The 24094-nt window shown below is 42.1% G+C and carries 18 protein-coding genes and 3 tRNA genes; 6 read left to right on the top strand and 15 right to left on the bottom strand.

The genetic code is table 11. The features are described 5' to 3' along the window. Positions 1 to 93: 93 nt before the first annotated feature. Positions 94 to 1284: a geranylgeranyl reductase family protein gene (locus RSJ42_RS12680; protein WP_410507643.1), complete on the top strand. Its 1191-nt coding sequence runs from the start codon at positions 94 to 96 to the stop codon at positions 1282 to 1284. Positions 1285 to 1433: 149 nt separating this feature from the next. Here the strand turns inward: RSJ42_RS12680 and RSJ42_RS12675 are convergent, their stop codons facing one another. The 7 genes from RSJ42_RS12675 to RSJ42_RS12645 all read right to left on the bottom strand — a co-directional run bounded on the left by RSJ42_RS12675 (position 1434) and on the right by RSJ42_RS12645 (position 6498). Then, positions 1434 to 1769, bottom strand: a complete 336-nt coding sequence (locus RSJ42_RS12675; RefSeq protein WP_410507642.1) for a tetratricopeptide repeat protein — start codon at positions 1767 to 1769, stop codon at positions 1434 to 1436. 262 nt (positions 1770 to 2031) lie between these two features. Beyond that, positions 2032 to 2952: a hypothetical protein gene (locus RSJ42_RS12670; protein WP_410507641.1), complete on the bottom strand. Its 921-nt coding sequence runs from the start codon at positions 2950 to 2952 to the stop codon at positions 2032 to 2034. A gap of 214 nt (positions 2953 to 3166) precedes the next feature. Continuing rightward, positions 3167 to 4600 carry a pyruvate kinase gene (pyk, locus tag RSJ42_RS12665; protein ID WP_410507640.1) on the bottom strand — a complete coding sequence of 478 codons (1434 nt, stop codon included), beginning with the start codon at positions 4598 to 4600 and terminating at the stop codon, positions 3167 to 3169. Between the two features lie 114 nt (positions 4601 to 4714). Then, positions 4715 to 5638, bottom strand: coding sequence for an aldolase (locus RSJ42_RS12660; RefSeq protein ID WP_410507639.1), 924 nt, complete (start codon positions 5636 to 5638; stop codon positions 4715 to 4717). Positions 5639 to 6058: 420 nt separating this feature from the next. After that, positions 6059 to 6131 (bottom strand) — tRNA-Asn (locus tag RSJ42_RS12655). 88 nt (positions 6132 to 6219) lie between these two features. Then, positions 6220 to 6294, bottom strand: a tRNA-Ile gene (locus RSJ42_RS12650). 131 nt (positions 6295 to 6425) lie between these two features. Then, a tRNA-Asn gene (locus RSJ42_RS12645) sits at positions 6426 to 6498 on the bottom strand. 294 nt (positions 6499 to 6792) lie between these two features. Here RSJ42_RS12645 and tnpA point away from each other — a divergent pair. From tnpA to RSJ42_RS12625, 4 genes are all read left to right on the top strand, one after another. Continuing rightward, positions 6793 to 7233, top strand: coding sequence for an IS200/IS605 family transposase (tnpA, locus tag RSJ42_RS12640; protein WP_048106147.1), 441 nt, complete (start codon positions 6793 to 6795; stop codon positions 7231 to 7233). Then, a complete protein-coding gene (locus RSJ42_RS12635) occupies positions 7196 to 8449 on the top strand; it encodes an RNA-guided endonuclease InsQ/TnpB family protein (RefSeq protein WP_410507638.1) in 1254 nt (417 codons plus the stop codon). The genes tnpA and RSJ42_RS12635 overlap by 38 nt, the downstream gene beginning before the upstream one ends. A gap of 759 nt (positions 8450 to 9208) precedes the next feature. Continuing rightward, positions 9209 to 9340, top strand: a complete 132-nt coding sequence (locus RSJ42_RS12630; RefSeq protein WP_410507637.1) for a hypothetical protein — start codon at positions 9209 to 9211, stop codon at positions 9338 to 9340. A gap of 9 nt (positions 9341 to 9349) precedes the next feature. Beyond that, entirely contained in the window at positions 9350 to 9589 is a 240-nt protein-coding gene (locus RSJ42_RS12625; protein WP_410507636.1) for a hypothetical protein, read from the top strand. 165 nt (positions 9590 to 9754) lie between these two features. On the opposite strand, the gene cobT is transcribed toward RSJ42_RS12625, so the two are convergent. The 8 genes from cobT to RSJ42_RS12585 all read right to left on the bottom strand — a co-directional run bounded on the left by cobT (position 9755) and on the right by RSJ42_RS12585 (position 20833). Next, complete coding sequence (cobT, locus tag RSJ42_RS12620) at positions 9755 to 10804, bottom strand: nicotinate mononucleotide-dependent phosphoribosyltransferase CobT (RefSeq protein WP_410507635.1); 1050 nt, start codon at positions 10802 to 10804, stop codon at positions 9755 to 9757. A 523-nt stretch (positions 10805 to 11327) separates the two neighbouring features. Continuing rightward, positions 11328 to 12770, bottom strand: coding sequence for a proline--tRNA ligase (gene proS, locus RSJ42_RS12615; protein WP_410507634.1), 1443 nt, complete (start codon positions 12768 to 12770; stop codon positions 11328 to 11330). A gap of 419 nt (positions 12771 to 13189) precedes the next feature. Continuing rightward, positions 13190 to 13834 (bottom strand): ZPR1 zinc finger domain-containing protein, encoded by a 645-nt coding sequence (locus tag RSJ42_RS12610; protein ID WP_410507633.1) that lies wholly within the window; start codon positions 13832 to 13834, stop codon positions 13190 to 13192. Then, positions 13831 to 14214, bottom strand: coding sequence for a cell division protein SepF (gene sepF, locus RSJ42_RS12605; protein WP_410507632.1), 384 nt, complete (start codon positions 14212 to 14214; stop codon positions 13831 to 13833). Before sepF ends, RSJ42_RS12610 begins: the two co-directional genes overlap by 4 nt. Positions 14215 to 14385: 171 nt before the next feature. Continuing rightward, positions 14386 to 14871, bottom strand: a complete 486-nt coding sequence (locus RSJ42_RS12600) for an RNA-binding protein (RefSeq protein WP_410507631.1) — start codon at positions 14869 to 14871, stop codon at positions 14386 to 14388. Positions 14872 to 14988: 117 nt separating this feature from the next. After that, the gene (locus RSJ42_RS12595) at positions 14989 to 16152 is read right to left on the bottom strand and encodes an MFS transporter (RefSeq protein ID WP_410507630.1); all 1164 of its coding nucleotides are present in this window, start codon (positions 16150 to 16152) and stop codon (positions 14989 to 14991) included. A gap of 92 nt (positions 16153 to 16244) precedes the next feature. Next, positions 16245 to 17378, bottom strand: a complete 1134-nt coding sequence (locus RSJ42_RS12590) for an MFS transporter (protein ID WP_410507629.1) — start codon at positions 17376 to 17378, stop codon at positions 16245 to 16247. Between the two features lie 959 nt (positions 17379 to 18337). Further along, positions 18338 to 20833, bottom strand: coding sequence for a sodium-translocating pyrophosphatase (locus RSJ42_RS12585; RefSeq protein ID WP_410507628.1), 2496 nt, complete (start codon positions 20831 to 20833; stop codon positions 18338 to 18340). A 966-nt stretch (positions 20834 to 21799) separates the two neighbouring features. On the opposite strand from RSJ42_RS12585, the gene RSJ42_RS12580 reads away from it, so the two are divergent. Further along, positions 21800 to 23830: a sodium-translocating pyrophosphatase gene (locus RSJ42_RS12580; protein ID WP_410507627.1), complete on the top strand. Its 2031-nt coding sequence runs from the start codon at positions 21800 to 21802 to the stop codon at positions 23828 to 23830. The last annotated feature ends 264 nt before the right edge of the window (positions 23831 to 24094 follow it).

Raw genomic sequence — 24094 nt, 5'->3', positions numbered from 1 at the left:
TGGTTTTAATTCGATTTCCGGTTTTCAGGAAAGGATTAATAAACAATTTCAAGGTTAATTGCAGAGGCAGAAATAATAACAGGAAGACCTTTCATGGTTCAAGAAGTCTCTTATGACATCATAGTTGTGGGCGCAGGTCCTGCAGGTTCTACTGCCGCTCTGTATGCTGCAAAGAAAGGAGCCTCTGTCCTTCTCCTTGACAAAAAAAGGGAAATCGGAAACCCTATTCAGTGTGCTGGTTTTCTACCGGATTCATCGGAGGTTAAGGCTCTTCTACCTGAGGCTGACCTGCCTGAGACTCTGGAAAGCTATCCTGATTCATGTGTGCTGCAGCCGATTAAGATCCAGCGCATCATTCCTCCAAACTGCAATACAAAGGAATTTGCCGTAAAGGGTGCTGTCCTTGACAGGCGAAGGTATGACCAGTTTCTTGCCGGGCAGGCTGCAGAAGCAGGAGCCGAACTTACGATAAAGACTCGCGTTACAAAAGTTGAGGGTACAACTGTTGAAACTTCTGGGGTTTTTGGGAAACATACTATCAGGGCAAAAGCGATTATCGGAGCTGACGGGCCAAACTCCCTTGTCGCAAAATCAAAGGGACTTTCCATGAAACCTGAAGAAAAGGAAACCTCAGTAGCCATCGAATACCAGGTCAGGAACGTTAACATTGATCCGGATGCCCTTGAGATGTATTTTGGAAAAGAATATGTACCAGGCGGTTATGCATGGATTTTTCCCGAAGGCAAGAACAGGGCAAATGTAGGAATCGGGATTCGACTCGGAATGGCTGAGAAAGGAATTTCTGCAAAAGATTATCTGCACCGTTTCATTAGGGAGCATCCTGTGGCAGGTCCAAAGCTGAAAAACGCCATCACAATGAATGTTATTGCAGGCATTATCCCTGTAAACGGGGCACCTGCAAATACTGCAACCGCGGATTCTCTAATTGTTGGGGATGCAGCCGGGCATATTATTGCAACAAACGGGGGTGGAATTCCTCCTGCCATGATTGCGGGAAAAATTGCAGGGGAAACTGCAGCCGAATTCGCAGCCGGAAAATGCAGGCTTGAAGAATATGACAGGCGATGGAGGGCTCAGTTCGGGTCCGCGCTGGAAACTTCGGTGCAGGCAAGGCAGATAATGGACGGCATAATGAAATCCGATGCCCTTATGAATGCAGCTTTCAAGTTTATTTCCCCTGAGCAGATGAAGGTCATGCAGTGCGGAAAATTGCCAGGACCTGTGAAACTCGGGCTTCAGGCGCTAAACCGCGGGAAAAAATAAATCTGCACTTCTGGCAGTCAGGCAAAATACCTGCCTGAAATTTTTACAATTTTTGGCTTCCTGCCTTCCGTTTTCTTTTCTTTTCTTTTGTTTTCCTTTTCCCTTCCCCTATGTGAGTATTCTTCATCTACATGAATAATGATCCTTTTTCATCTATCTTCAGCCGGATTTTCTGCAGCCTTTATCTTTCTTAATTCGGTTTCAGCATCCTCTTTATTGTACTTTGCCTCCAGATAGTTCGGCCTTATTTCAAGAGCTTTGTCAAAAGAGGCAATGGCTTCTTCATACCTCTTCAGGATCACAAATTCAAGCCCTCTGAGGTTCCAGGCTCCTGCGAAGTCGGGTTTTAATTCAAGAACCTTATCAAAATACTCTATTTTCTTTTCCGGATCAGTTTCTGCTGTTGCAAGTCCGTACCATTCCTCTGCACTTTTTCCCTCTATCTTCTTTTTGAACAGTTTGTCCAGAAACGCCAATAAAATCACTTCCCATTGAATATACGCTGAGTCGATAGAAATATGTAGTGATGCATGTAGTGATGCCTGAAGCTCTTGCCGGTTGAAAGATAGTTTCTTTCCTGAATACGGGATATAGTGCAGGATCTAGAATAGTAATCAGGAGACCTCAAGTGAGATGAAAATCGAATCTCAAAATGAAAATCGAATCTCAAAATGAAAACCGAATCTCAAAATGAAAATAAGATCTCAAAATGAAAATAAAAGAATTTAAAAAAGAAAATTTGCCTGCTTATATTGAAAGCAGGGCAGTTTCGTTATATACGCTCTCAAAGTCTGAACTTATTACTAGTTTGGTAATGTTGCCAAGTGTGGTTACGTTATAAGTCACTCCACGTTCACTCGAATTTGCCTGATAAGCATTAATCTTTTCATTCACTTCAGGCTTCGGGTTAAGGTAGATAGAGGTCTGTACGTAACTTCCATTATCCAGTTTTTTGAGATCTCTGTAGTATTGTTCGGCAGGGATATCCGAGGAGTTTGTCTTCTGGACTACTTCCTGGTAGATGTTCCCTTCAAGATCCGCATGGTTCAAAATCTCATTATATTCGGTATTTGCCGTTTCATTTCCTTCAAGGACATTTATAACGCCTGCTACAGTATCAATAGGGCCTATTATGGCAGGGCTTCCAACGACATTCCAGATGTTGTAAGTCCCGTTTGTACGGTCAAGGATCTGATATCCTTCATACGGCATTGCCTTTGTATCAACAGGCATACTGATCTTTTGCTCAGGAATCTGGTGCAGCTCAAAGCCGCTTTCATTACCATAAGTTGCACCATATCTCTTTGTGACGTCAGCACCATAAGAGAAAGAAACATTCATAGTCTGCCTGTTTCCGAATACGGATTCAAGGGGAGTCCCTTCGGTTTTTTGAAGATCAACGTACAATGCACTCGTAACTCCATCAGGGGAAATTTCCAGCCCGTCAGCAATGGAGGTGAGTTCATGCTGGACATGTTTGCCAGGGACCTGAGAGAACGGTACTGCAATAAGTTGCCCATTGGCTCCTGAAGTGGGGGCTTCGTCACCACTATCTGTATTTGAATTGCCCGTGAAAAATATCATGAAGGCAGAAAGAAACATTGTTACTGCCAGGAAGATAGCCAGATATTTCTGGTTTTTTGTTGCTGGATTCTTTCGTTGTTTCATAAATGAAACCTCATAACATAAAATAAATTATTCTGAATGTAAAAAACACGCATGGTATCTAAATGTATTGTCGTTTTACTTATATTATTGTTCTATTATAAAAATACTGTTATATGTTTTTCTAAAAAAAGAATTCGAAATAACTGAAATTTTCCTGAAACAATTTTCCATTTATCTCGAATTTCAGTTACTGGAAATTATATGCCTGGTTTTTTCAGTCAAGCGTCAGGATCTTGAGCATATTGGTACCTCCGGGTTTTCCGGAAGCAGGTCCCTGGGTAAGGACTACGACTTCCCCGCTTTTCGCAAATCCAAGTTCTTTTGTTTTTTCCGTAGTCTCCTTTTCCCAGCTTTCAATAGACTCCTTTACAACAACGGGATAGACTCCGTAAGACAGGGAGAGGAAATTGCAGGTTCTGGGGACGCGGCTGAAGGCCAGTATCCAGGGATCGGGATTAAAGCGAGAGATCCTGCGGGGGGTTGCTCCGCTTCGGGTCGGAGTGAGTACGGCTGCAACAGGCAGTTTCTGCAGGGCTTCATAAACCTGGAGAGTGATTACTTCGTCCACTGACATTTCCCTGGCAGTTATGGATTTAATCATTGTATCAAGCCCCCATTTGGTCCGGGAGCGCCAGTTTTCGGTGGTCTTTGCGATCTTTGCCATCATCTCAACTGCTTCTACAGGGTAGTTGCCGACTGCTGTTTCTTCTGAAAGCATAACGGCATCCGTACCATCAAGAATCGCATTTGCAACATCCGTAGCTTCGGCCCGCGTAGGTCTTATATTATCAGTCATGGAAGCCAGCATATGGGTTGCAGTGATCACAGGAACCCCCAGGAGCTTTGACCTCTGGATCAGTTCTTTCTGGACTGAAGGGACTTCCTGGATAGGAATCTCAACCCCAAGGTCTCCTCTTGCAACCATCAGGGCATCTGTTTCTTCAAGAATTTCTTCAATATTCTCTACAGCCTGCCTTCGTTCGATTTTTGAGACAACATATACCTGCTTTCCTCTGTCTGCAGCAAAATTCCTGACCTTCCGGATATCTTCGGCGCTTTCGATAAAAGAGATGCTGAACGTATCGATATCCTTATCAAGGGCAAACTCAAGGATATTAAAGTCCTTTTCGGTTACGGGGTCAAGAAAAATTTTCGCTCCAGGCAGGTTAAGCCCTTTGTGGGAATAGAGCTGCCCTCCTATAAGGACTTCACAGAGAACATCTTTTCCAGTCACTTCTTTACACCGGAGCTGTATGAACCCGTCGCTGAGGTAGATGAGGCTTCCGGGAGAGACACTTTCAGGAAGCTGCTTGTAACTGACAGGAATCCGCTTTTCATTTCCCGGAAAATCGTCAACCGTAAGGGTTGTCATATTTCCTTTATGGAGCATGACAGGCTCTTTTTCAAGCTTGCCTATGCGGATTTTCGGGCCCGGCAGGTCTGCCAGGATTGCAATTGTCCTGCCAAGTTCGTCTGCAACCTTGCGGACTCTTCGGATTACTTTGGCATGACTCTCGAAATCCCCATGGGAGAAATTAATCCTTGCCACGTTCATGCCCGCAAGCATGAGCTGCCTGAGCTTCTCTTCGGAAGAAGACACAGGTCCTATTGTACAGACTATCTTTGTTTTATGGTCCGGGATTTCCATAGTTACACAGCCTCAATGTATTTCTCCGGGTTCAATCCTCTTCGAACAATTTCAGATTTACTTTATACCCTTCCTAGGAGTCCTGATTAGCTCTTTTTATCTTGACTTTACTTTTTATTTTCCTTTGTAAATCTTCATGGCATCTTCAACGCTTGCATCTTCAACGGTTATAGCGTAAACAGCATTGCACATACGGACAGCTTCGTCCAGAGGCTTCTGGTGGATGTTTCTCCCGGTTGCATTACCCTGGGCTCCGGAGATGTGTATCTGGTCATGAAGCTTTTTTAGGAAAGACTCACATTCATCACTTGTACCGCCTGCACAAACAACTCTTGTACGCCCGGCTGCTTTGATAGCTTCCTTGAATATCTCGGCAGATTTTGCTCCCTCCTTTTTGGGGTAATTGACCTTTACGAAATCAGATCCAAGGCAGGCTCCCACTCCAGTTGCTCCTGCGATAAGGTGCGGGTCCTTTTCATCTTTTACGGCAGCGCCGCGGGGATAGATCCAGAGTACTGATAGCATCCCGTGCTGGTGGGCATCATAAACTATCTGGGCAGCCTGCACGAGCATCTCAGCTTCAAATTCGCTGCCAAGATAAATCGTATAACCGACACCAAGGATATTGAGCCCGCTGTTCTCCTTAAACTCAGCTACCTGGTCAACATCATACCACAGGTTGCTGAAAGGGTCAGCCTGCGCGGTTTCAACAAGGTGGGTCTTGGAGTTAACCTTTATGAGGTAGGGAATATCCTTGTAGTCCATCCCATAGCGGGCAATAAGCCCTAGCTGGGTTGCGAAAACCCCTATTTTTGCCTGAGAAGCAATCCTGAAAAGGTGTTCAGGGTCAGCGTCATCTTCAGGGACCCCAGGTCCAAAAAAGTCATCGTTCAGGTGTTCTACCTTTTGATCCCCTGCAAAAAGCATCAATCTGCCGCTGTTCTTCGTAATTTCCATAAAGTTTTTTACGTATGTATCACGCATTGCTTTCGGGACGTCTAAAGGTACAATTACATCTTCTTTATTAATTATAGCCATGTGTATAAACCTCAGTCTGATTAAATAGCAGTCATCAGGATGGTAAGTAGCAGTACCAGAATAGTTCAGTTAGAAGGTAGGTAGTAATATTAGAAGTAATTTATTTACTTTATTCTTCCCTACTATATTTAATAATTCTCTCAGTTGGACTACTACACTAATTTCAGGATTTCTCCCCTTTCATAACTTCCTGATATCCCAAGACCCTTAATGCCAGTAAAAGCTATTTGATTTTGAATTATTAAGCGTTTCGGAAATGTAAAACCTGCCATTTTTGAAAGTTGAATAATTAAAAAACCAAAATCAAAAAATATTGTAAATTAGATGACTGCATACAGTAGACAACAAAAAGGCAATTATTAAAATAAAGGGTGAAATTAAAATGTAAGAATAATTTTAAGCAAAAAAGCAGTTAATTTACGCCGCTTGCAGGGCTCGAACCTACGACATTCTGGTTAACAGCCAGACACTCTACCAACTGAGTTAAAGCGGCTTTATGATTGAAATGCTAATTATTTTGGTTTTTACCTATGGACCTTCACATAGAAGAGATTCTTAGGATATAAATTTTATGGGTTCTATGGGCCTGACCGGATTTGAACCGGTGACCGCTCGGTTATGAGCCGAGCGCTCTAACCTGACTGAGCTACAGGCCCCCTTTGTATCTATAATTTTGAGTAATTTTAGTTACGGCTCAGTAATTTTAGTACGGCTTTAATAATAAACTTTTTGCAAGTGTTTTTATTTTTCATGGAAAAAAACGCTGTAACATATGCAAAAGTTTTTACGCCGCTTGCAGGGCTCGAACCTACGACATTCTGGTTAACAGCCAGACACTCTACCAACTGAGTTAAAGCGGCTTATATGACCGGGTTCATTAGCAATTGCTCACCCTGTCGCGAACATTCCTAAAGCGATAATTGTATTTATATATTTCGCTTGAAACTCTTCTTACTGGCAGCTTTATCTTTTTAATAAAAAGTTCCAACTACATATCTTTCTATGGATGCCAGGCAATTTTTTAACTTTAAGGCGGGAAGTCCCCTTCCTCGGAGGGCGTAGCCCGACAGGTGGGGGATGAAAGCCGTCAACTTCTACAAAACAACAGTAGCATAATTATTTATACTTATAGTTACATCAATATAGTGATAACTATGCAGTATAAACTAGATCGTGGAAGCCATTCTGTATATTCACTCCATTATCATTTCGTTCAGTGTGTGAAATATAGAAGAAAAGCTCTAACGAACCCTTTAGTTGTCGATTTTCTTAAAACTAAAATTCATAACATAAGTGAAACATACGATGTTGAAGTACTGAATATCGAGTGTGACAAAGATCACTTCCACTTATTATTTTCAGCAAAACCTTCGCTTGATATTCCAAAATACATCAACACAATCAAAACTATAACTTCAAGGGAGATTCGTAAAAACTTCCCTGAAGTAAAGACTATGTTATGGGAAGATACGTTTTGGTCAAGATCGTATTTTATCGCATCGACAGGGCAAGTAACCCTAGACGTACTTAAAAAATATGTGGAGAATCAAGGCAAATATGCATCTGACGAAGAAGATCAAGATAAATCCGACTGAAGAACAGGTAGATGTTCTTTGGCAACTATCTGAACAGTGTAGATGCCTCTATAATTTCGCTTTAGCTGAAAGAAAAGATGCGTGGAAAACTGAACAGAGAAGTGTAAAGTATGTAGAACAACAGAATCAGCTTCCAGTACTAAAAGTAAAATTCCCTGAATACAATATAGTGTATTCCAAAGTATTGCAATCGGTTCTTAAAAAGCTCGATGCTAATTATAAATCGTTCTTTTCGCTCTGGAAAAACGGGGATAAATCTGCAAGACCCCCCAAGTTTCGAAGTGGAAAATACTTTATGACTTTGGTTTATAATCAGAGTGGATTCAAAATCAATAATGGAAAGCTCAGTTTCTCTCATAAGGCAAACGAAATTCCATTGTCTTTCGAAATTGGAAATGCTTTTGATTTGCTGACAATCAAGCAGATTGAAATCTATAATGATAATCCATACAAAGGTAGGGGTAATTTCTATGTATCAATTACATATGAAGAAAATCCAATAAAAGAGTATGTTGATAACGATTTGTATCAAGCGATAGACTTAGGTATTATAAAAATAGTTACAGCAGTAAATACTCAAGGTAAATTCTTTGAAGTAAAAACACCCAGAGCAGATCAATATTGGAATACAAAGATAGATTCAATTAAATCCAGAAGAGATCATTGTAAAAAAGGAAGCAAGAGATGGAATAGACTACACAAAACATACAGAAAAATGGAAGCAAAGAAGTCTAATCAGATTAAAGATTTCCAGCATAAACTTTCTAAAACAATGATCGAGAACACCAGAGCCAATACAATAATCGTGGGAGATCTTAACGTAAAAAGTATGGCTCAGTCAAAGAAAGTAACTGGAAAAAGAAAACGTTCTCAGAACAGATCAACACAAAATCAAGGATATCTTTCCAGATTCATCGAATTCTTGACCTACAAAGCGGAGCTTGCAGGTAAAAAAGTAATAAGAATTGATGAAAGCTATACATCCAAAGAGTGTTGTATCTGTGGAACACGACATAACATGCCACTTTGGGAAAGAACTATGAAATGTGATTGTGGAAACGTAATTGATCGTGATAGAAATAGTGCTATCAATATAATGAAGCGTTTCTTATCACAAAATGCTTTGTGGACAAGCTATCAGAAGTTTTCTGATAATCTTCGACAAACAGGATTACAGATGGATACCTGCATCACTGCAAATATCCAAATGACATAATCACTCGAAGGAAGCTCCGTCCTCGCCATCAGGCAGGGCGGGGCAGTTCACTTAATAATACTTTATCTGTTCAGGCTCATTTTGATTGATATTCATTTCATAATTATAATGGTGTCCTTTCTCTCCTTATTGATGCAGTTTTTCATCATTTACAATCGGTGCCCGTTAAAAATTGCTTTACTAACTTTCTTCTTAAATAATGATTATCACGGAATATCTCATTTGATGGTGAAATCTGCTGTTTACTCAACTAACTTCTATCTGATTAATATCAAATTCAATGCTTATTCAACTAATCCAGTCAGTCAAATATTTCAGCTCTTTTTGAATTTATTTCTGTTCCCTTTTTATATTATTTTAACTGGTGGAATCCTCTTCCAATCTGATCACTTATAAAAATACTTGTCTCCAAGATAAAACTTATATCCTATCAGGAATAATATATTTGATACTTGTTGTAAAATTCATGCAGCGAGCGGGCAGATCCAGTTTTTAAGAAATATATCAATCGGCTTAAAACGTCTTTATGAAAGGTTTGTCCGGGGGAGTCAAATTCGTTTCGGTATAAAGGCCGAAAAATGGGTTTTAAATTGTTTATTTCAAGGTGTTTGAAGTTATCGGTTTTCTCTATACCGTTAGGTATCCTATGTAAGGTCTTTTGGTATCTTTTAAAGGAAACCTATCGGGTCTGAGGGCTTTGACCGCACAAATCCTGTAATTCCAAAAATGGAAATTCAAGGGGGTTTATTCACGAAATACTTGAAAACATGTCCAAAATGCCATGGCAGGCTGAAAATGAGCGCTGACGGCAAGACCCAGTACTGTAGTATTTGCAGGTACTGGACAAAAATAGGCACTGCGAGGCTCGACTCGATTATGATTTACGGATGAGGAATTTAAATGGAAAATTTTGGCATTCAAAAAATTTGCAGTGTATGTGAGACCAGGCTAAAACGCCAGGTAATAGGTTCGAATATCTTCTACTATTGCCGGGATTGTGGGCGTGTGAGTTCAGAAGCATGTTTCTTAGGGGGAGTTGATGTGCTTCAGGTCCAGAAACCACTATGTGCCCACGGGGTATCTTCCGGTTCCGACCTTAAACTTTCCGAAGATGCCGGAGAGGCCGTAGCAGGAACTTAACCTGGAAAAAACGAGCTTAAACTTAAAAATTAAAAAGAAAATCACTTTTTTGAAAACGAGCCTGTAAGGCTCCTGATTTTCTCCTTTTAATTTTACTTTTTTCTTTTAATTTTACTTTTTTCTTTTAGTTTTCTACAGGTTATTCTTATCCATGTTTATTTTTCCTCAGTGACCTGCTTTGAGCAGTTTGCAGACATTTTCCACTTCGGCTCTGAACTGGTCCTGGGTGATTCCGAAAAGGCCAGCAAGATACATTGCTCCACCAGCGCCTGCGCCTTCTTTTATGGTTCCGGTTTCATACCTGTGAAGCCCTTTAAGGCTGGACTTGCCGAAACCTGGATCTGCAACATAGACCACGTGCACTCCCAGAGCCCTGGTTAGCTCGATGAAATTCGCGGATTTATCCTCTACTACATACCGGGTAGTTGCGATTGCGAGTTTCTCGGTATTCAGGCCCATGTGTTTGATCAGGGCATAAACTGCTGCCATTTGGGTTCCGCCGGCAAGGACAACACTTGTTTCAGTACCCTGAAATCCTGCAACAAGCCCCATAACTGCAGGCATCATAGGATCGCCCATGCAGGCAATAGCTTTCATGGGATCGTCTTTAAGGCAGCCGAATGTCAGGCCTGAGGATTTCATTCCTTCTTCAACGACCTGCCTTTTAAGCTCAAGGGGATTTTCATCTGCACTGCTGCTGACATTTCCATCATATCCGAGCGCCATTAAAACTCCCATAGCAGTTGTTGTGCCTCCGGGAATGCTTTCCCCTATAATCACATGGTCTGCCTGGTTCCTGAGCCTTATGGCAAGAAGTTTCGCCCTTTCATAGATACCCTGCACGTCATTTACCGCAATTGGCTCCCGAATATCTTCTCCTGGTTTTGCTTTCAGGTCGATGCACGAAACGTCAGGTGTCACTATTAAGCCGGAGTTTATGAAATGATAGGGTGCATCCGTAAGCTTCAGCGCAGAGCGTGTCATAATTGCAGGAGTAGGGGTGTCATAAGGAGGAGTCATGGGAAGCACCGGTACACTTATAATGTTTCCTGTTTCCATAAGTTCCGCATCCCCTGCAGGAGTATAGTCTGTAAGTTCAGCTGTTTTTCCTGCTGCTGAGAGTCTTGGAATATGTGCTGTCTTTGTGCTGGAAAGTACGCACAAAAACATCGGTTTTTTAGGTTTTTCTTTTACTTCCGGTTCTATCCAGGCCATTCATATCTCCTCTATGAAGTTAACACAGATAATTTTCTTAGAAATTCTCAACTCTTTTTTTCCGGGATTAGTATAGAGCCACAGGGTCTATACCAGACACTAAGATAAACTGGTGTAAATCTCCTCGGAATCCAGTGAAGAATTCTTCTACTAAGTATTTAATATTTATTGATGGTCAATTATAATTTCTCTATGATCAAGTTAATTTTACTTTATTTTGCTCTATTTCCGCGATCAGTAGAGTACTCTGAATTGGCTATATAATAAAGATCAATTGAGTAAAAGAATAGGAGCTTTAAGTGCTTTATATGTCGGTAAATATTGAGGTTATAATGCAAAAAAACGCTGCTTCATTTGTTGAACACCTGCAGGTTCAAAAGGTATCAGGCAGGTGAAAAAGATTGTATAAAAAGGTATAAAAACACCCGGAAGGGTGTTTTCTGGATACTGTGACAGCCGTATCACAGTATATATTGGCCTGAAAACTTATATTGGCCTGAACTCGAACATAGTTTTTCTGAATTCAGTAAGTTCTTGCAACGTAAACGCGGGTTTCGGTCTCTGCTCCGCAGACAGGGCATTTTTCTTTTCCTTTGCCTCTCGGAGTCAGGGGAATTCCCAGAATGCCTGCTCCTATCTGGTCTTCCATTGCAAGCCCGCATTCCTTTTTGCCGCACCAGGGGATTGTTGCAACTCCTTCCTGGATTTTTTCCTTTACTTCATCAAATCCGGTACAGTCAAAAATGCGGCTTTCAAGTTCGGACCCGGCTTTCTCGTAAAGGCTTGTCTGGATTGCCTCAAACTTCGTGCGAACTCCGGCTTCTATCCCGGTAAGAGGAATCTGGTCCTTTTCTCCAGTGTCCCTTCTCACAGCAACTGCAACATTGTTCTGGAGGTCTCGGGGTCCTATTTCAAGCCTGAGGGGAACGCCTTTCATTTCCCATTTGTAGTATTTTGCTCCGGGGCGCAGGTCACTTGCATCAACTTCTACCCTGATCCCTGCTTTCTGCAGGCGGTCCTGGACATCTTTGCAGGCTGCAAGCACCTCTTCTGCCCCTTTCTTGAAGATAATGGGGATAATAACTACCTGGACAGGTGCGATCTCGGGAGGCAGGACAAGTCCTTTGTCATCTCCATGTATGGAAATTGTGGCTGCAATGGACCTCTCCGAAATCCCGTAACAGGTCTGGTGGGCATAGCGCTGTTCACCATCAGGAGCCTCGTATTTTATATCAAAGGTCTTTGCAAAGTTGTCGCCAAGGTGATGAACAGTCCCTATCTGGAGAGTCTTTCCGTCAGGCATCATAGCGTCAAGAGCATCGGTATAATCGGCTCCCGGGAACTTGTCCCAGTCAGGCCTCCTTGAACGGAGTACAGGGACTGCTAACCTGCGGTATATCTCGGTATAAAGCCCGATAGCTTCTTTCACCTGAGCCTCTGCGTCTTCCCATGTAGCATGTACGGTGTGGGCTTCTTTGAAGGAGGTGATCTCCCTGAGCCTGATAAGCGGCCTGGTATGCTTTGTTTCGTAGCGGAATGTATTAACTATCTGGTAAAGTTTCAAAGGGAAATCAGCGTGGGACCTGATCCAGAGTTTGTACATTGGATAAATTGAAGTCTCACTTGTTGGGCGGAGGGCGAGAGGTATGTCAAGAGGGTCTTTTCCTCCGTGCGTAACCCAGTAAACTTCATTCTCAAAGCCTTTGATGTGCTCGGCTTCTTTCATGAACTCGTTTTCAGGGATAAGCAGGGGGAAAAGAGTCTCCTGGTGTCCGCTGTTGTCAAGGATTTCCCTTATGATATCATAGGTGTTCCTCCTGATGGCAAAGCCAAAAGGATACCAGACGTAAAGCCCCTTTACAGGATAGCGGACATCCATAATTTCTGCCATCCACAGGAGTTCGTTATACCAGTCGCTGAATGCCTCTTTTGGAGGGAGTGCTGCTTCTTTTTCGCTTTCTGCCATACCTTCACCGTATTATCTTAATTTCATTTAATTCTTTGATAAATTGCATTATAAAGTGATTCAATTCAGTATGCTGCCGTCATTTGCTGCTTATAAGGGGTACTGGTGTATATAATTAAACTTTCTTTACCCTATCCCATATTCTGGAGCTGTGGCTTCCATCTGTTTTCAGATTTATTGTCCGGCAATTGGTCTTTCTTTAAACCCAGGTCTGTCTTTCGATCCGGATTTCCTTATCGAACCTTTTCAGAAGGACTCTTCGGATCTTGTATCCGATACACTGCCCGCACTGCTCTATTTCAGCAGGAAGTCTGAACAGCCCTTGACGTGCTTGCAGTTATGAGATAAAAGTAAATAATCATAATGGGGGATTTGCCCCCCGCATCCTGGTCGGGCTATTAAAAAATCGGAAAAAAGGATTAATCTCCTCCAAGAGGCTTGACGTTATCTGAGACATCATGCGCAAGTTCGGATTTATCAACATCGAAAACAATCATGCCGGTGTTTAGCCTCTCAACTTCTTCTTTTGAAAGTTTGGTAGCGACAGCTTTCTTTGAAATTATTGCACTATTCCCGAGCGGGTCTTCGATAATGACTGTAATTTTCCTCTTACCTTCGAATACTTCACTGAGCATGCACAGGAGTTCCTGGCTGCGGGCAAATTTTTCCTCATCTTCACATACCCATCTGCTCGTGGTCATAAGGACATTTTGAACCCTTTGCAGTACACCTTCAATGTTTGTTACATATGAATCCGAAACCGTGCCGGGTTCAACAACAATCCCCATCTCCGGAATGCGGATCGTTCCTGAGGTTGAGCGGATGACTCTTGCATTAAGGTCTTCCAGGCTCTCAACTGACAGCTCATAGCGCATGGGCTCTTTACTGGAGAGGATCATAGTGTCTGCAAAACGGAAACTGCAAGGGCATTTTGCAGTTATGTACATGATCTCCCCGAAATAAGGGATATTATCTCTCTGCCATGTCATAACGAGTTCTTTCTGACACAGAGGGCAGGAGATCCTTGTCTCAAAGCTTTCGTCTTTAAAATGATTATGACTCAATATTTTCCACCAATAATCTTCGATCTGTCGATTTTTATGCCTGTAGGAGTGACGATCACGGTGTTTCCTTTGACACCTGCGATATCTCCATGGACATCGACTACAACGTCTTTCAGCTCCTTTAAAACCCTGTCCCTTAGCAGGTCATCGCCCCTGATATTTGAGATATCAACCATGAGGACATTCCCATTATAAATTTCCTGCTTAAGTGCAGCTACCTGGTTAATGCTTGAGATTTCTGCAATTTTTACATAAGTCTCTGCAGGTTCTTCCTCCAGAACCTCTTCATATTTGCTGAGGTCAATCTCAGTGTAGTCTTCGGCACTGGTTGTTGAACTTTTTACATTGCCGCCAAGGATCTTGTCTATAAGTTTTGCCATCTATGCACGCCTTTTGTATCTTTTTAAATTTAGATAGTATTGTCCTATATTGGGATCTATATTAATTAATTTTGCTATTATAAAGCTACACCGGTTCCCGCCTTTTATTCAGGAGTTTTTACTTTTTCTGAGGAAGGTTTTTTTCCTTATGGAAACTGTTTTCCGGCACTTTCAGAACTCAAAATTCCAGAGTTTGTCTCCTACGTGGCTTATTGACTTTATGGCTTTTCCGGAGTCCGAATCAACCATCTGTTGCCCTTCCATAAGGGCTTTTCCTATAGCAAGAGGTTTTTTGTGGGTTTCTTCCACTATAATTACAAAGTCCCCTTCTTTTATTTCGGGGTCGGCTTCCACGATCCCTGGAGCCATAATATCCGCTCCGTTTGATACGAAACGAATTGCTCCTTTGTCCACAACAACAAGGCGTTTCTGTAGCCCCATTTCAAGAGCTCCGCGGACCGTAGGAAAAAGATGCCCTTCTATTTCAAACAGCAGAGGTCTGCCTTCAACAAGGATAAGGGAATATTCATCCAGTGTAACTTTTTCGAGAGTCTTATTCTCCAGATCTTCCATCTCTTTCCCGAAAGCGGATTGAAGGTCCTTTAGCATCTTATTCTTTAAATTTTTCCTCAGCTGAACTCTTGACTTTATTTTCAATTAATCACCTGATTTCGAAAGGTTGAGCTTATTCATAGGATAGGGCTCTGAGCCTTTTAAACCTTATGTGGAGGCTCCTGCATTAGTTTCTCAGGACGGTCCGGTTTTTCCATGATTTTATTCCAGTTTCAGGCCAAGTATCATAAGAAGAACCAGGGCACTTCCAAGAAATACGGTTTCATAACCCAGAGGTCCTATAAACAGGCTTCCGAAAATAGGGATCATTCCAAGACCTGCATAAATTCCGGTATTGAAGAGTCCCATTGCAATTCCGCTAGAGCTAATTCTGGAAACTGCAGCAATGAGCCCTATTACTGCAGTCCCTCCGCCTGCGCCTATAAGGAAGAATGCCAGCAAAGGCGCTTTTAAAGATAATAAAATTCCTGCAGCTGTAAGGATTATTCCTGCTCTTACTATGTTTTTATTCTTTAGCCTCGTTCTTCCTGCAGCAAGGGAACTTAACATTGCAGCTACATATGAGGCTGAAATTGCAAGCCCGAGTTCCGGTTTTGTCAGAAATCCTGCACTGTAGTCCGCATAGTTTGAGGTCAGCAGGCCCGTGGCTCCGTAGAGGATAACCGAAATTCCCCAGAGTTTCCAGAATCCGTCTTCAAAAAAAGTCTCTCCGGTTTTCTCCAGATATTTGCCAGGGTTATAGCTCATTAAGTCTCCAGACTTTTTTCCTGAAATCTCTCTGTTTCTTGAGGCTCCGGAATTAACTTTTTTCCTGCCGGAGTTCTCGAATGATATCAGACTTCTGGATTCCCATATAAGTAAGGCGAAAGAGAAGCCTGCAAGAAGGGAAAAAATATTTATTGCAGTTTTAATCCCTATCTCCGCCAGCATCCCTGAGAGAAAAACTCCTGCAGCCAGTCCTGCATTTAACAGGAAATTGAATTCTCCCAGACTTCTCTGGCTGTTTTTCCATCCTGAAATCATGGAATAAGCAGCAGGAAAAAATGCCCCGCAGCCAACGCCTTCTACAAAGCGTGAAATACCAAGGACCCAGAGGTTGTCAGAATATGAAATAAAAATCCCGGAAATAAAGGTAAGTGTGATTCCCAGCCCTGCCACTTTTAGATTTCCTATCCTGTCTGCAAGGATTCCGAAAGGGATAAGGGTTAGCAGAGCTCCTATAAAATATCCTGAATAAAGTAAACTTGAGACAGCAGGGCTAGCACTGCCATTTCCTGCAAGTTCGGGGAGGATAGGAATTACCGCGTTGGAAAGCCCCTGGATTGCAAAGACTGAAGGATAAAGCAGAAATTTCCTGGAGTTCATGGTTTCGGATTCATGTTTTTTCTGTTCTGCGTATCTGATTGTTAATTAATTTTTTTATTTAATAACCATACTAAAATATGAAGCTCGTTTTTTCAGTCTTTCAACAGAAGTGTTCCTGCGAGGATACAGCCGTTGACAAGAAATAATTCTTCAAAACTCAGGACTTCTGTCAGGAGTCCTGCAGCAATCGGAAGTAAGGAAAGCCCTGCATATATAGTTGTGTTGAATAGTCCCATTGCAAGCCCCCTGTCTGCATCCATTCTGGCGACAGCAAGAGCATAACCTACCATTGCTATTCCTGACCCGCCTCCAAGGCTTGAAAAGCCGAGGAAGGGATATTTGACCGTAAAAAATGCTCCAAAAGCTGAAAAAACCAGTCCTATCCGGATTACGGTTTTTTCCTTTACCCTGAAACGCCCTACCAGAAGAGAAGTAATCATAGCGCAGACATACAGGCTCGCAATCGCACTTCCAAGCTGAGTTTTTGATAGAATGTTAAGGCTGTATTCCGGATAGTAAGCTATGAGAACTCCTATTGCCCCGTTGAGAAGAAAAGAACCGAGCCATATCCCGGAATTGCGGCGGGAAATGAGTCCTGCAACCCCTTTAAAAGAATGTTTAAAATGGGTTTTTAGAGAATCCGGACCCCGGAGTATTTCCGTTTTTTCTCCTTTTTTTTCAAGGTTAATAAGTTCTCCGAGCCTATAAATGAGAGGGATTCCGGAAAGCAAAGCTGCAGAAGTGAATATAAGGACAGCACCTTTAAGAAAAACGTCTGCAAGCAATCCTGAAACTAAAGCTCCTGAAGCCAGTGCGGCATTATAAAGAAAAGTGAATTCTCCAAGGCAGCGTGCGGGCTCTTTGCATCTTGAAAGTGTGGAATATGCCGCAGGAAAAAAGGCTCCACAGGCAGCACCTTCAATAAATCTGGAAATAACAAGGACCCACAGGTTTTCTGAGAAAAAAATAACCAGTCCTGAGATCACCGTGAAGATGATTCCAAGCCCTATGAGCCTGAGGTTCCCGAACCTGTCAGCAAGAGTCCCAAAAGGAAGCATTGTCACAAGTGCTCCAAGGAAGTACCCTGAGAAAAGCAGGCTTGATGCAAATTCTCCGTATGTACTGTGGTAACGGGCTGCAAGTTCAGGAAGTATGGGAATTACGGCATTGGAAAGCCCCATGATTGCAAAAACTGCAGTATAAATCAAACGCCTGTCAGGGTCCATAGAACTAAAAACCCGCAATCTCGTATAAGTTACTTATCGTAGATTATTACGGATTCCGGTATTTCTTTTTAAGTTCTGCAGGTTTTTATCCGCACATATAAAAAATCTGTACTTTTAATGTAAATTCCTGAATAATGTCCTGGCGTGATATTTCTTGTATTATATTAGACCGGGACGAAATGCATAGCTATTTATATAATTAATTTGAATAGGGGTAATGTGAGTAATGTGAGCGGGAAACTTTTTTCACATACCATACCCCCCACTCCCCATATGACCCCCCACTCCCCAACCCGCTCACACTACTTCTAATTATCCAGAATCTTTTTTGTTTTTTACCTGATCTGGCTGCTTTTCTGTTTTACATTTCTGCTATTCAGGCGGGTCTATTAGAAGGGTCAATTGCTTCTGTTTACCCCATACTGCTTGAAGTTATTTTTTCTTGCCGACTGCTCCGGATTATAGTTTAATAAAAATGCCCTTTACCTGTAATTCCACTTTCGTAAGCTCTCTCGATAGCAAATATCTTTTAGCATTAATTATTTTACGGGTTTTTAGGCAGTTTAGTTCTCTATTTTATAATAATGTAATTACTTGTTTATTATCTTTTCTATTTTTATTATTCTGTTTAAAATCCTTATTTATTATATTAATCCTTATTTCTCGTTTATTCCTTGTTTAATTGCACTCTTATTTCTTCACTTACTATTAATAAATTTATTCTGTTTTCCTCGGTGCTTTTGAATAATGATTATTAAACTCAAATTGTGCGCACAATGCAGAGTTATTCTAAGAAATCTAACATTAAAACTAGAATTAAAAAATCTGAAATTAAAACTAGAATTAAAACTAGAATTAAACTAAAATTTAAAAACGGGGCACAAAATTAGGAAAAGGAAATCCCACAAATAAGAGATTCCTTTACCTTTATCTGGGTATTTTTAAGCAGGAAAAAAGTCTCACAACTTTTCTGCTGTAAGGCCTGGTTCGTGTTTCGGTTTGTTTATTTCCTTTTGCCCTTTTGCTGGAATTCTCATTCCGTAGAATGAACGCCATACAAAGAATAAAGCAACCATCAGGAATAAGCCGCCTACGTATGGGGCTATATTTCTGAAAGATTCGGATATTGCGATTTCCATTGCCAGTAAGCCAAATAGGGTAGTAAACTTAATTATGGGATTCAGGGCAACGGATGAAGTATCTTTGAATGGGTCTCCTACGGTATCGCCCACAACCGTTGCTTCATGCAGAGGTGTACCTTTTTCCTGCAGGTCCACTTCAACTACTTTCTTGGCATTGTCCCAGCATCCGCCTGCGTTAGCCATGAATACAGCCTGGAATAATCCGAAAACTGCTATGGAAATCAGGTAAGAGACAAAAAGGGACACTGATTCATTGCCGCTCAGGGGAGCTGCGAGGCAGGAAAATGCCAGTGTAAAGGAAAATATGGCAATAAATATGTTAAACATGCCCTGCTGCGCGTACTGAGTGCATATCTTTACTACTTCTTTTGATTTTTCCGTGGCAGCTTTCTGGCTTGCGTTTTCATCCAGCTGGATGTTCATTTTGATATATTCGACTGCACGATACGCTCCCGTAGTTACAGCCTGTGTGGATGCCCCGGTAAACCAGTAGATTACAGCACCGCCTGCTAAGAATCCGAAGATTGTATAGGGATTGAGCAGGGTAAGGATCTGCTCCGGTTCTACCCCCAGGACATTCTTAATAACAAGGATCAGTGAGAAGATCATAGTTGTAGCGCCAACAACGGCTGTCCCTATCAGGACTGGCTTGGCTGTAGCTTTAAAGGTATTTCCTGCTCCGTCATTGGCTTCAAGGTAATGTTTGGCTTTATCAAAATCCGGTTTGAAGCCGAAATCTTTCTGGATTTGCTGGGATACGTCAGGAATTGATTCTATCAATGAGAGCTCGTAAATGGACTGGGCATTATCTGTTACAGGCCCGTAACTGTCAACGGCTATTGTAACAGGGCCCATGCCCAGCATTCCGAAAGCTACAAGCCCGAATGCAAATATGGACGGATAAATCATTATTTCACTTAAGCCGTATCCGCTGGCATAATATGCAACAAACATAAGTGCAAAGAATACCATGCCTATCCAGAATGAGCTGAAGTTGCCTGCAACTAATCCTGAAAGGATGTTCAGGGAGGGACCGCCTTCACGGGAAGCTTTGACAACTTCGGCTACATGCTTTGAGTTAGGACTGGTAAATATTTTGGTAAATTCGGGAATTAAAGCCGCTCCAAGGGTTCCACAGCTTATAATTATCGAGAGCACGAACCAGAGCTTTTCTAATTGTGGAGGCACACCGGACCCGGGGCCCAGCAGGTAATAACTGACAGCAAAGGTTACTGCGATAGAAAGAATTGAAGTAATCCATACAAGGCTGGTCAAAGGCTGCTCAAAATCGAAATCATCTTTGTTGCCGTATCTTGCTTGGCTCAAAGCTCTGTTAATGTAGAAAGAGAGTACCGAAGTAATTATCATAAGTATGCGCATAACAAAAATCCAGGTCAGCAGGATACCTGTCAGACCGGGCTGTACAGCCAGAACAATAAAAGATACGAGAGCCACTCCGGTTACGCCATAGGTTTCAAACCCGTCTGCAGTTGGTCCTACACTGTCGCCTGCATTATCTCCGGTACAGTCTGCAATAACTCCGGGGTTACGCGGGTCATCCTCTTTTATCCCGAAGACTATCTTCATCAGGTCTGAACCGATATCAGCGATCTTTGTGAATATGCCGCCAGCAATACGCAAAGCACTGGCTCCGAGAGATTCTCCTACTGCAAAACCTATAAAGCTTGCTCCGGCAAGTTCTCTGGGCACAAACAGCAGTATAATCAACATCATTATCAATTCGACGCAGACAAGTAGCACACCTATGCTCATTCCTGCATCGAGAGCGATGTTCAGAAGTTTTAAGGGTTTTTTTTCCAGAGAAACGAATGCGGTTCTGCTGTTAGCAAGGGTATTCATGCGAATGCCATACCATGCTACGGTATAGGAACCGAGTATCCCTAGTATAGTCCATATAAGGATTAACAGCACCCCGCTAAGGGGCATCTCCTGAAGAAAACCAAAATAAAAAGCTATACAGATGCCGATAAATGCAAACAGTATACACAGTAATTTGCCCTGCTGGATCAGGTATGTTTTGCAGGTCTCGTAAATTATGTTAGCCACATCCAGCATTGACTGGTGAGCTTTCATTCTTCTTACTTTCGTGAACTGATAAAATCCAAATATCATGCCCAATACACAGACAAAAATTCCATAGAGCAATAGGCTGTTTTGCTCCTGGCTCAAATCAGGAATCTTAAGATTAGCTTCACTGGCAGCTGCTATTGCCGGTGTTAGCGACAGCATGGTCAAGCTTAATAAACCTTTGACCATTGCCTCACCCATTTTACCTTTATTTGTAAGCTCCATTTAGCCGATCACTTCTTTTCGGGTATTTGAAAATACTGAAAATTAATCTTTTACTCTTGTTATTCAAAATTAATAGTACCAGTTTCTTTCCAAAGCATATGACAGATTGATGAGATTTCTCTTCCACAGAGCATAGATAATTCTTTTTCAGGTTATTGCTTCTCAACTGCAGAAGTCACTAGCATGAAACTTATAATGTAACGAATATGGTACCTGTCATTTCATCTATATACTTGTGTTTTTCCTCAAGTGCTTAAGTTCTATAAAATTTTTACTATCCCTGCTGGTCTAACCGCAAATTTACTCTATTTGGTATTACTCCCTGTTTCTCAGATACATCAGGACTCGAATAAAAGCTTCGCAGATAAAATGTATGCAGCGTAAGAAGGATTTTAACAAAACAGGAAGAACGAAACAGGTTTGCAGGTTAATTAAAAGATTCGTGCTTTACAGATATCATTCAGTTTATGAGATCGGTTTCTATTATTTACTTGAAAACGGAATTGCTTGAAAACAGATCAATTAATGCCGGGTAAACCAGTTAAATTTATAGTTTCAGGCATCTATGTGTTTTATTGTTACAGTGAGAGTCCCGTTAGTAAATGAGAGTCCAGATGTCCATAAAGGGTTGTAAAGAAGCATATTATTTGCTCTGAATTCATAATAAAGTTATTCTAGGATTACACTGCGACAAAAAAACAAGAATTAAACTTAATTTATCTGGTCAAACGGATAATTATTTATCAAGTAGATTTATATAACATATTTAGCTATGTGTGTGCTGATATGTGTGTGCCGATGTTGGAAAGTTAGATATCTTCGCCAGTTGAACGGGCAGCTACTTTAATTTCAATGAGTAATCGAATGTAAACTATTAGAGTTCACTCAATTATTATCACAGGAAGTGCTTTGGAGTATTAAAGAAATCTGAACATTTTCATGTTTTTGTGGTAGGATGGTTCAAATATGGATATGTTAGTCTACCTTACACCAATATGTGCCCTTATTGGTCTGATTTTTGCAGGTATATCCTACAAAAATGTCCAAAATGAAGGCGAGGGTAACGATCTTATTAAGAAAATTACTGCATCAATTCACGGTGGAGCTATGGTCTATCTTAACAGGCAATACCGTGCGATTGCTGTTTTTGTTGTGTTTATTGCAATTGTACTTGCTTCAATCCTGCCAAACGGAGTCCTGACTGCGGCATGTTTCGTCTTTGGCGCAGTGCTTTCCGCAGCAGCCGGATATGCAGGCATGCTTACAGCTACTATTGCAAATGGAAGAACCACAAATGCTGCTACAAGGGGCATTGGTCCGGCTTTCAAGGTCTCATTTGCATCAGGTACCGTTATGGGAATGAGCGTTGTAGGTCTTGGTCTCTTCGGATTATCCCTTTCATTCATTATTCTTAGCAGTGTCTTTACGGATATGGACCTGTTCACTATCGTAAGCATTGTTGCAGGCTTTTCTTTCGGAGCTTCGTCTATCGCTCTCTTTGCCCGTGTAGGCGGCGGAATATTCACCAAAGCTGCTGATGTCGGTGCGGATCTTGTAGGCAAGGTCGAAGCCGGAATTCCTGAAGACGATCCCAGGAACCCTGCCGTAATCGCTGATAATGTCGGAGATAACGTGGGAGACATTGCCGGAATGGGTGCTGACCTTTATGAATCCTATGTAGGTTCAATCATTGCAACTATGCTTCTTGCAGCATCAACCGCAGCGGTAACTTTCCCTGGCATTCCGGTTATGAACGTTGTTCTCGTTCCGCTTATTATCGCAGCTGTTGGTATTCTTGCATCTGTTATAGGGACTTTTTTTGTGCGCACAAACAAGACCGAATCTTCGGCAATCCATATGGCATTTAATATGGGGCTGATTGCTGCAATCGTTCTTACTGTCATTGCTTCATACTTTGTTACAGGTCATCTCCTTGGAGAATACGGCTTGAATGTTTTCTTTGCAACGGTTGCAGGACTTGTTGCAGGTTTCCTTATAGGGCAAATCACGGAGCACTATACATCATATGACAAAAAGCCGACTCTTGCGGTTGCACATTCCTGCCAGACCGGCTCTGCAACGAATGTAATTACAGGTTTTGCAAAGGGAATGGAGTCAACTCTCTGGCCTGCTGTCATAATCAGCATTGCAATCTATATTGCATTCCAGCTCGCAGGTCTTTACGGCATAGCTATTGCAGCTGTCGGGATGCTCGCAACACTCGGGATCTCCCTCTCAGTCGACGCTTACGGCCCTGTGGCTGACAATGCAGGAGGCATTGCAGAGATGTCCCACCAGAAGAAAGAGGTGCGCCAGATTACCGATACCCTTGATGCAGTAGGAAACACTACGGCAGCTATGGGTAAGGGTTTTGCTATCGGCTCCGCGGCTCTTACTGCACTTTCACTCTTTGCTTCATATGCTATTGCAGTGAATCTCACAGCTATTGATGTTATGAACCCTAACGTATTCATAGGGCTCATAATAGGTGCAATGCTCCCTTTCCTGTTCTCATCAATGACCATTCTGGCTGTCGGAAATGCGGCAGGTGAAGTGGTGGTCGAAGTGAGGAGGCAGTTTAAAGAGATCAAAGGCCTTATGGAAGGCAAAGCTGATCCTGACTACAGCAAATGTATCACAATCTCAACACATTCTGCTCTTAAAGAGATGATTCCGCCCGGAATTCTTGCCGTTATTGCACCCATTCTGGTAGGGCTCATACTCGGCGCAGGGGCTCTCGGAGGACTACTTGCAGGTTCCGTTGTTTCAGGTTTCATGCTTGCAATAACAATGTCCAATGCAGGAGGTTCCTGGGACAATGCAAAGAAATTCATTGAACTTGGAAACTTCGGCGGAAAGGGTTCCGATGCCCACAAGGCAGGCGTAACCGGTGATACCGTAGGTGACCCTTTCAAAGACACCGCAGGCCCTGCAATCAACATCCTCATTAAGCTCATGAGTATTGTGGCTCTTGTGTTTGCACCGCTGTTTATTTGATTTTTAAATTTCCCTTTTTTTCTTTTTATTACAACGGGAGCGCAGAGGGTCACGAATACCCCTATCTTTAGGTAGGGGATGAAGTGAACCCTCGCCTCTTCGTTTTTCTCTTTGAATATCTAAATCATAGTTTCCTTGTATAGAGATCGTAAATTGGACCGGAAACCGAGGTTAAAATTTCAATCACTTATGTTCATGAAACCTCTTTAAAGGATACTTAATCATCTTTCCTAAGTAACCGGGCGGGCGGCCCGAAGCATACCC

Origin of the sequence: Methanosarcina hadiensis (genome assembly GCF_046529725.1) — an archaeon.
Lineage (GTDB): Archaea > Halobacteriota > Methanosarcinia > Methanosarcinales > Methanosarcinaceae > Methanosarcina > Methanosarcina hadiensis.
This window is presented reverse-complemented; position numbering and strand designations above follow the sequence as displayed.